Source organism: Amycolatopsis sp. Hca4, assembly GCF_013364075.1.
Classification (GTDB): Bacteria; Actinomycetota; Actinomycetes; order Mycobacteriales; family Pseudonocardiaceae; genus Amycolatopsis.
On sequence record NZ_CP054925.1, the window covers coordinates 463,329 to 472,868 of the forward strand.

Annotated in this window: 6 protein-coding genes and 1 pseudogene; 1 reads left to right on the forward strand and 6 read right to left on the reverse strand. The window is 73.1% G+C overall.

The features are described from left to right. Nucleotides 1–107 precede the first annotated feature (107 nt). From HUT10_RS01980 to HUT10_RS02005, 6 genes and pseudogenes are all read right to left on the reverse strand, one after another. Entirely contained in the window at nt 108–1,286 is a 1,179-nt protein-coding gene (locus tag HUT10_RS01980) for a cytochrome P450 (protein WP_176169605.1), read from the reverse strand. Continuing rightward, the gene (locus HUT10_RS01985; protein WP_176169606.1) at nt 1,283–1,513 is read right to left on the reverse strand and encodes a ferredoxin; all 231 of its coding nucleotides are present in this window, start codon (nt 1,511–1,513) and stop codon (nt 1,283–1,285) included. The genes HUT10_RS01980 and HUT10_RS01985 overlap by 4 nt, the downstream gene beginning before the upstream one ends. A 39-nt stretch (nt 1,514–1,552) precedes the next feature. Then, on the reverse strand, nt 1,553–1,765 hold the full coding sequence (locus tag HUT10_RS01990; RefSeq protein WP_176169607.1) for a hypothetical protein: 213 nt from the start codon (nt 1,763–1,765) through the stop codon (nt 1,553–1,555). Continuing rightward, a complete protein-coding gene (locus tag HUT10_RS01995; RefSeq protein WP_176169608.1) occupies nt 1,762–2,976 on the reverse strand; it encodes a cytochrome P450 in 1,215 nt (404 codons plus the stop codon). Before HUT10_RS01995 ends, HUT10_RS01990 begins: the two co-directional genes overlap by 4 nt. A 33-nt stretch (nt 2,977–3,009) precedes the next feature. After that, nucleotides 3,010–4,064 (reverse strand): annotated as a pseudogene (locus HUT10_RS02000) (DegT/DnrJ/EryC1/StrS family aminotransferase). 14 nt (nt 4,065–4,078) lie between these two features. Then, nucleotides 4,079–5,458: a glycosyltransferase gene (locus tag HUT10_RS02005; RefSeq protein ID WP_176169609.1), complete on the reverse strand. Its 1,380-nt coding sequence runs from the start codon at nt 5,456–5,458 to the stop codon at nt 4,079–4,081. A 201-nt stretch (nt 5,459–5,659) separates the two neighbouring features. Between HUT10_RS02005 and HUT10_RS02010 the strand changes: the two genes are divergently transcribed. Beyond that, nucleotides 5,660–9,499, forward strand: coding sequence for a type I polyketide synthase (locus HUT10_RS02010; protein WP_217709536.1), 3,840 nt, complete (start codon nt 5,660–5,662; stop codon nt 9,497–9,499). Nucleotides 9,500–9,540 lie beyond the last annotated feature (41 nt).

Here is a 9,540-nt window from a genome sequence, read left to right on the forward strand (position 1 = left end):
CCCCGGCCGGGGCGCGCGGCTCTCCGTTGTGCCACGGTCACTTCCTCCCGGTCCGGCCACGCGAAAAGGGCCGCCACCGGAAGGTGACGGCCCTGGCGGTCGGGGACTTACCAGGTGACGAGCAGTTCATCGGTGAGGCCGCCGCCGAGCGGGGCGTCCGTGGTGGCCACTTCGGCCGCGGGGACCAGCGGCCGCAGGCCGGGCAGGCGGCTCAGCAGGCGGGTGAACAGCACCTGCATCAGGATCCGGGCCAGCGGGGCGCCCATGCAGGCCCACGCACCGTGCGCGAAGGTCAGGTGCCGGTTGGGCGCGCGGCCGACGTCGAACTCGGCCGGGCAGTCGAAGGCGTCGACGTCCATGTTGGCCCGGGCCAGGTCCAGCAGCACCAGTTCGTCCTTGCCGATGGTCACCCCGCCGAGCTCGATGTCTTCGCGGGCGTACCGCGGCAGGCTGAGGCTGCCGGACACCCGCAGCATCTCCTCGACGGCCCGCGGCACCAGCTCCGGATCGGCCGCCACCGCGTCGCGCTGCGCCGGATCGTTGGCCAGCAGCAGGAAGCCGTAGTCGATCTGCTTGACCGTCGAGCCGATCCCGGCGAACAGCAGCAGCATGGCGATCTCGCCGACCTGCTCGTCGGTCACGTCGTTGCCGGTCACCAGGCGGGACATGACGTCGTCCGCCGGCGCGGCCCGCTTGCGGGCGGCCAGGTCGCGCAGGTAGCCGAAGAACGCGGCCGTGCCGCCGCCCTGCTCGTCGGCCACCCCGCCCATCCGGGACACCAGGGCCGCGCACTGCTCGCGTTCGTCCGCGGGCACGCCCAGCAGCTCGCAGATCACCAGCAGGGTGAGCGGGGCCGACAGGCCGGCGTGCAGGTCGGCCGGGCGCGGCCGGGCGGCGAACGCCTCGACCAGGCCCGCGGTCAGCTCCTCCACCTTCGGCCGCAGGTGCAGCATGTGCCGGGCCGCGAAGTGCGGCTGCAGCACCTTGCGCAGGCCGTGATGGAACTTGTCCCCGGCCCCGTGGTCGGCGGCGGTGGCCAGGTCGTAGGTGGGGTTGCCGGCGTACTGCGGCTTGTGTTCCGGATCCGGGTGCGACCGCCCGAGCCGGTCGTCCCGCAGCAGTCCCTTGATCTCGGCGTACCGGGACACCAGCCACGCCTGGTCGCCGGCCGGGGTGACGATCCGCCGCACCGGCGGACCGTCGTACGGTTCCCGCAGGTGCGGGCACAGCCGTCGCACGAAGGGCTCGTCGGACGCCAGCAGCACCCGTTCCTCCGTCGTGGTCATCGGTTCCTCCCTTTCGGCGGCCGGTGCCGCGGGCCGCGCTCTTCGATGGTGATCGTCGCGGACGGGCACACCAGCGCGGCCTCGCGCGCGGCGACGGCGTCACCGCCGGACGGCGCCGGCCGCAGCACCGTGACGATGCCGCTGTCGTTCTGGTCGAACACCTCCGGCGCGGTCAGCACGCACTGGCCCGCGCCGATGCAGCGTCCGGTGTCGACGGTGATCTGCACGGTCGTTCCTCCCGGTTCTCGAAAGTCGCGGGGCCGGGTTCAGCGGCGCTGCGCGCAGTGCGAGCCGCAGGGGCCGGGCGGGGGAGCGCCGACGCCGTTCCAGGTGCTGGTGGCGAAGGTGACGCACCAGTCCGGGAAGCACGGACCGGACAGCTCGACCGCCTGGGGGTGCGAGCGGTCGACCCGGTGCCCCGAAAATGCCGACCCCAGCGCCGAAAACCAGCGGACCAGCAGGTGCCGTCCACCGTTCATGTCGTGCCCTCCTCGCTCCGGTCCGGGGTGGCCTGCCAGCGCACGGGCAGCGCGTGCAGGCCGAAGAGCGTGCCGTCGTACTTGAACGGCAGCTCCTCGAGCGGAGCGTCGATCCGGAGCGTCGGCACCCGCTCGAACAGCGTCCGGTACACCGCGGCCATCTCGGCCCGGACCAGGTTCTGGCCCAGGCACTGGTGCACGCCGAAGCCGAACGCGACGTGGTTGCGGGCCGGGCGGTCGGGCTTGAACTCGTGCGGGCAGGCGAAGGCGGCCGTGTCGTGGTTGGCCGCGGCGATCAGCGGGATCAGGCCTTCGCCCGCGCGGATCAGCTGGCCGCCGATCTCGACGTCCTCGACGGCGGTGCGCATGGCGACCAGGTCGGCCACGGAGTGGTAGCGGACCAGCTCCTCCACCACCCGCTCGTCCCCGATCCACTCCGGGTTGGCCAGCAGCGTGACCACACCCAGCGAGATGTTGTTGGCCGTGGTTTCGTGCCCGGCGATCAGCAGCAGCATGACCACGCCGGACAGCTCCTGGGGCGTGATCGCCCCGGTGGCGAGGATCCGGGTGATCAGGTCGTCGCCGGGCCACTTCTGCTTGATGCCGATCAGCCGGGTGATGTAGCGCAGCAGCTGCCGGACCGCGCCCGCCCGCTCCTGTTCGGTGCTGCGCTGCAGGTTCACCAGGATCTTGGTCTTGGCCTCGAAGAAGGGCCGGTCGTCGTTCGGCACGCCCAGCATGGTCGAGATCACCAGGGAGGGCACCGCCAGCGCGAAGTCCTCGACCAGGTCGGCCCGGCCGCCCTTGGCCAGCAACGCGTCCACGCACTCGTCCACCGTGCGCTGGATCAGCGGCTGCCAGGCCCGGATCCGGCGGACCGAGAACTCCGGGATCAGCGCCTTGCGGAACCGGTCGTGCTCGGGCGGGTCGAGGCCGACGAACCAGCCGGGGATCTCGTCCTGCGTCGGGACCCCGCCGGTCCGGCCGACCTTCGGGAAGCCCTCGTTCTCCGGGTTCGCGCTGATCCGGCGGTCGGTCAGCACGGCCCGCACGTCCTCGTGCCGGGAGACCAGCCAGACCGGCTGGCCGGTGGCCAGTGTGGTGCGGACCAGGCCGGCCCGTTCGCGGTAGCCGGCGTAGGCCTCGGGCGGGAAGGGTTCGCCCGGGCGCCGCACCGGGAACTCGACCATGGGGGTGTCGGTGCTCGTCATCGCACTTTCCGTAGGCAGACGGGGATCGGTGGGTCAGGCGGCGTGGAACTGCCGCACCTTGCCGGTGATGAACTCCTGGTCGCTCGCGGTCAGCCCGACGTAGGTGGGCAGGTAGAAGCCGTCCGCGGCGAACCGGGAGGCGTTGAGCGCGGGCCAGGACGCGTCGAAGTAGCCCGGCTGGCGGCTCATCGGCTTGAAGAACAGCCGGGTCTCGATGCCTTCGGCGGCCAGGTAGGCGCGCAGTTCGTCGCGGCGCTCGGCCGCACGTCGTACATCCACAGCACGTCGCGCGGCGGCATCAGCGTGATGCCGTCGATCCCGGCCAGGCCCTCGTCGTAGCGCCGCTCGATCTCCTTGCGCGCGGCCAGCAGGTCGTCCAGCCGCTCGGTCTGGGCCAGCGCCACCGCGGCCTGCATGTCGGTCATCCGGAAGTTGTAGGCCAGCTTCTTGTGCAGGAACGAGTGGTCGTCGGAGAAGGCCATGCCCCGCAGGTGCGCGATCTGACCGGCCAGCCGGGCGTCGTCGGTCAGGCAGATGCCGCCTTCGCCGGCGGTGATGATCTTGTTGGCGTAGAGCGAGAAGCAGGCGATGTCGCCGACCGGGCGGACCCCGTGCGCCTCGGCCGAGTCCTCCACCACGTACAGGTTGTACTCGTAGGCCAGCCGCATGATCGGGTCCATGTCGCAGCGGCGGCCGTAGATGTGCACCGGCATGAGCACCTTGGTGCGCGGGGTGATCTTCTCCTCGATCCGGGCCACGTCGAGGTTGAGGTCGTCCCCGCAGTCGACGAACACCGGCGTCGCGCCGGTGTAGGTGACCGCCCAGGCGCTGGCGATCATGGTGAACTCCGGCACGATCACCTCGTCGCCCGGGCCGACGCCCAGCGCCCGCAGGGCGAGGGTGAGCGCGGTGGTGCCGGAGGAACAGGCGACGCCGTGCGCGACGCCGTTGTAGTCGGCGAAAGCGCGCTCGAAGCGGCGCACGTGCGGTCCCTGCGAAGAGATCCAGCCGTCGCTGATCCCTTCGGTGACGTACTCGAGTTCCCGGCCGGTCAGGCTGGGGCGGGACACGGAATAGGTGTAGGCCACGGTTTCGTCGCTCCTCAGGCCAGCGCGGGCAGCTTCATCAGCAGATCGGCGGCGGTGCGCCGCCCGCCCGCGGCCTGCAGCAGCGCGGACGTGTGGGCGGCCCGCTCGGTGAACGCGGGATCGGTCAGCACGCGGGTCAGCTTGTCCACGACGTCGTCCGGGTCGACCGTGTGCGGCCGGTCCACCGTCAGCCCGACCCCGAGGCTCTCGGCGCGCACCGCCTGGTCGTAGCAGTCGACCCACAGCGGCCGGGACACCAGCGGCTTCCCGAAGTAGAGGCCTTCGTGGTAGGCGTTCCCGCCGGCGTGGTTGAAGAACACCCGGACCTTGGGGTGGGCCAGCACGTCGAGCTGGGACGGCAGCCAGCTTTCGATCCGCAGGTTGGCCGGCAGCGATCCGGCCGGCGGCAGCAGGTGCTGCTGCTCGGCGGGCAGTTTCCAGAGGAACTGGTGCGCGCTCATCCGCCGGGCCACCTCGACCAGCGCGTGCACCTCGTCCCGGGTCAGCCGGGTGATCGTGCCGAAACCCATGTACACCACGGACTCCTGGGCGTCCAGCCAGTCGGTGATGCTGCGGTCGCCGGGTGCCTGGGGCAGGTCGGGGACGAGCGCGCCGACCAGTTTCACCTTCTCCGGCAGGGTGAAGGGGTAGTCCAGCTCGGCCACGGAGAAACACAGCACCAGCTCGGCGCGGTCGATCCGGGCCATCGCCTTGGCGGCCTCCGGTGCGATGCCCAGCTCCTTGCGGATCTCGCCGCCCTGCTTGAGCACTTTGGACATCCGGGGGTTGGCGAACATGAGGACAGTGCGCAGCTTGAAGAGGCGATTGGCCAGCTGCTGGGCCGCGCTCATCGGGTACGGCAGGCCCGAGCGGGGCACCGGGAAGTCCCTCGGGGTGTAGGACTTGCTGAACGGGATGTTGCCGGTCAGCACGTTGCTGGGCAGGAACGGCACGGTCGGCACGAACGGGATGCCCTTGGTGATGGCCAGGTTGAGCGCGAAGGTGCACATCACGTCGATCACCATCAGCGCGGGTCGCACCTGCTCCACGACGGCTTCGAGCCGGCGGTACTTGTCCACCTGCAGGCTGGGGTCGTAGGAGTGCTCGATCAGCGCCTTGGTGGCCTTGAAGCGCGAGCGCTGGGTCACCGCCGCGTACACCTCGTCGTCCCAGGTGACCGCGGACAGCTCCGGCACCGGGTCGCCCAGTGAGGCGAACCGCACCTCGCTGCGGGCGGACAGCGCCGTGACCTCCGCCCGCCGGTGTTCGTCGGTGGCGAACCACAGGTCTTCGGTGCCGCGGGCGGCCAGCTCGCCTGCCAGCACCAGCAGCGGGTTCAACAGCCCGCTCTCCGGCAGGCCGACGAAGAGAATGGGGCGCTGGGCGGTGTCCATGGGAACTGCCTTCCCTTGTCGCGGGTCGTGCTGCTGTGGCGGGTCAGCCCGAAGTGTGCGCCGGTACGCCCAGGGAAAACCCCAGCTCTGGCCGGAATACCGGCTGCTCGGACGGCCTTTGGGAAAAAGTACAGTCGGGCCGCTCATACAGTCGCCGATCGAAGCCGTGGCAAGACCTACGACGTTCGAGGTGGTCGAGTGATGGGCAGTGCAGCAGCGAACCAGGCGGCCGGCGGTGATCCGGCGGCCCGTGGTGGCCGGGCGGGGTACCTGCCGGTGCTGCTGTCCGCACCGGAGCCCGGCGCGCTGGCCGAGCAGGCCGCGGCCTGGCGGGCCGTGCTGGAGTCCGGGGCGGCCGTGCGGGACGTCGCGTTCTCCGCGGCCACCGGCCGGGCCGCGCTGCGGCACCGCGCCGCGGTGCTGGGTGCGGACCGGGCGGAGCTGCTGGCCGGGCTGGCCGGTCTCGACGGCGCCGTGCGCCGGGAAGCCGGGCACGGCGGGCTGGCCTTCGTGTTCTCCGGCCAGGGCGCGCAGCGGCTCGGCATGGGCCGGGAGCTGCACGCGCGGTTCCCGGTGTTCGCCGCGGAATTCGACGCCGCCTGCGCGGAACTGGACCGGCACCTCGACCGTCCACTGAAGACCGTTGTGTGGGCCGAACCCGGCGCCGCGGAAGCGGAGCTGCTCGACCACACCCGCTACACCCAGCCCGCGCTGTTCGCGTTCCAGGTCGCGCTGTTCCGGTTGCTGGCGTCCTGGGGCCTGCGCCCGGACGTGGTGACCGGGCACTCGATCGGCGAGCTGGCCGCCGCCCACGTCGGCGGGGTGTGGTCGCTGGCCGACGCCGCCCGGCTGGCCGCGCACCGCGGCCGGCTGATGGAGGAACTGCCGGACGGTGGCGCCATGGTCGCCGTGGCGGCCACCGAAGGGCAGGTGCGCCCGCTGCTGGCCGGACACGAGCACGAGCTGTGCGTCGGCGCCGTCAACGGCCCCGGCTCGGTGGTGCTCTCCGGCGCGACCGAGGCCGTCCTGTCGGCGCAGCAGCGGCTGCGGGAGCAGGGCCACCGCACCCGGCGGCTGGCGGTCAACCGGGCCTTCCACTCCCCGCTGGTGGAGCCCGCTCTCGCCGGGCTGCGGGAAATCGCGGAATCCTTGACCTACCACGACGTGCGGCTCGCCGCCGTGTCCACCTTGACCGGTGCGCAGGTGACCGAGGGCGACTGGACCGGCCCGGAGTACTGGGTGCGCCAGGCCCGCGGCGCGGTCCGCTTCGCCGACGCCGTCGCCACCCTGCGCGAGCTCGGCGTGACCGCGGTGCTCGAGCTGAGCGCGGACGCGGTGCTCGCCGCCCAGGCCGCCGAGTCGCTGTCCGGCGTGGCGGTGGCCGCGCTGCGGGCCGGGCAGGACGAAGAGCGTGCGCTGGTGACCGCGCTGGCCGAATTGCACGTGCACGGCACCGGCCCGGACTGGGCCGCGTTCTTCGCCGATCCTCCCGCCCGCCGGCTGCCGCTGCCCGTCGGCGCGCCCGCATCGGCCGAGGCGGCCGAGACCCCGGTCGCGCTGGACAACCCGCTGGCTCGCGAACTGACCGGGCTGCCGGCGGCCGACCGGGTGCCGCACCTGGTCGCGCTGGTCGTCCGCGAGGCGGCCGCGCTGCTGGCCGCCGACGGCGCCGGCCCAGAGGGCGACCTGGCCCCGGACCGCGACTTCGCCGACCTGGGCTTCGACTCGCTGCGCGTGGTGCGGCTGCGGGACCGGCTGGCCGACGCCACCGGGCTCGCCCTGCCCGCGTCCCTGGCCTTCGACTACCCGACACCCACCGGGCTGGCCGGGTTCCTCGCCGGCGCGCTGCTCGGCAGCGCGGCCGGCGACGAGCGGGCCACGCCCGCGCCGCGGCCGTTCTCCGGCGACCCGATCGCCATCGTCGGCATGGCCTGCCGGCTGCCCGCCGGGGTGCGGTCCCCGGAGGACCTCTGGGACCTGGTCGCCGAGGGGATCGACGCCACCACGGAGTTCCCGGCCGACCGCGGCTGGCAGCTCGACGGCGGTTACGCCCGGGGCGGGTTCCTCGCCGACGCCGCCGGGTTCGACGCCGGGTTCTTCGGGGTCTCGCCGCGCGAGGCGCTGGCCATGGATCCCCAGCAGCGGCAGCTGCTGGAGGTGTCGTGGGAAGCGCTGGAACGGGCGGGCATCGACCCGGCCGGGTTGCGCGGCAGTGCCACCGGCGTGTTCGTCGGGACGAACGGCCAGAGCTACGCCACCGTCGCCGGCAACGCCGCCGAGGACCTCCAGGGCCACACCGGCACCGGCCTGGCCGCCAGCGTGCTGTCCGGCCGGGTGTCCTACACCCTGGGCCTGGAGGGGCCCGCGGTCAGCGTGGACACGGCGTGTTCGTCGTCGCTGGTTTCCCTGCACCTCGCCGCGCAGGCCCTGCGCAACGGGGAGTGCGGCCTGGCGCTGACCGGCGGCGTGACCGTGATGGCCACCCCGCACAAGTTCGCCGAGTTCGCCCGCCAGGGCGGCCTGTCCTCGGACGGCCGCTGCAAGTCCTACGGCGACGACGCCGACGGGGTCGGCTGGGCCGAGGGTGTCGGCGTGCTGGTGCTGGAGCGGCTGTCGGACGCCCGGCGTCACGGTCACGAGGTGCTGGCGGTGGTGCGGGGCAGTGCGGTGAACCAGGACGGCGCCTCGAACGGCCTGACGGCGCCGAACGGTCCGGCGCAGCAGCGGGTGATCCGCCAAGCGCTGGCGTCGGCCGGTCTGTCCACTTCGGACGTCGATGTGGTCGAGGGCCACGGAACGGGCACGAAGCTCGGCGACCCGATCGAAGCGCAGGCCCTCTTGGCGACCTACGGCCAGGACCGGGAAACCCCGCTGTGGCTGGGCTCACTGAAGTCCAACATCGGGCACGCCCAGGCCGCGGCCGGGGTCGCGGGAATCATCAAGATGGTGCTGGCGATGCAGCACGGCGTGCTGCCGCCGACCCTGCACGCCGGCACGCCGTCGTCCCGGGTGGACTGGCAGGCCGGCGCCATCCGCCTGCTGACCGAGCGGGCCGACTGGCCCGCGACCGGCCGGCCGCGCCGGGCGGGGGTGTCCTCCTTCGGGATCAGCGGCACCAACGCCCACGTCGTCCTCGAAGCACCCGAGCCGGCCGGGACGGAGCCGGAGCCCGCCGAGGCGCCGGTGCCGTTCGTGGTGTCGGCCAAGACGCCGGACGCGCTGCGCGCCCAGGCCGCCGCACTGGCCGCGCACCTCGGCACGCACGAGCCGAACCTGGTGGACGTGGCCTGGTCCCTGCTGGCCTCCCGGGCGGCGTTCGACCACACCGCGGTGTTCACCGACCGCGCGTCGCTGCGCGCCGGCCGCCCGGCCGCGACCGGCGTCCGCAGCCGCGGCAAGGTCGCGGTGCTGTTCTCCGGCCAGGGCGCCCAGCGGGCCGGCATGGGCCGTGAGCTGGCCGAGCGGTTCCCGGTGTTCGCGGCAGCGCTGGACGAGGTGCTGTCCACGCTGGACGTCGACGGGCTGCGCGAGGCGCTCGGGTCCGGGGAGGGCCTGGACCGGACGGAATTCACGCAGCCGGCGTTGTTCGCGGTCGAGGTGGCGCTGTTCCGGCTGGCCGAGTCGTGGGGCATCGAGCCCGACTACCTGGCCGGGCACAGCGTCGGCGAGATCAGCGCCGCGCACGTTTCGGGTGCGCTGTCGCTGGCCGACGCTTGCCGGCTGGTCGCGGCCCGCGGCCGGTTGATGCAGGCCCTGCCCGCCGGTGGGGCGATGCTGGCGGTGCGGGCCACCGAAGCCGAGGTGCGGACGTGGATCGAAGGCACCGACGTCTCGATCGCCGCGGTGAACGGCCCGGACGCGGTGGTGCTGGCGGGGCCGGAGGCGGCGGTGCTGGCGCTCGCGGAGGGCCGCCGGGCCAAGCGGCTGCCGGTTTCGCACGCGTTCCACTCCGGCCTGATGGACCCGATGCTGGCCGAGTTCGCCGAAGTCGTGCGGGGATGGAGGTCCACCCTCCGCGGATCCCCGTGGTCTCCACCCTGACCGGTGAGCTCGTCGGTGCGTTCGACGCCGGTTACTGGGTC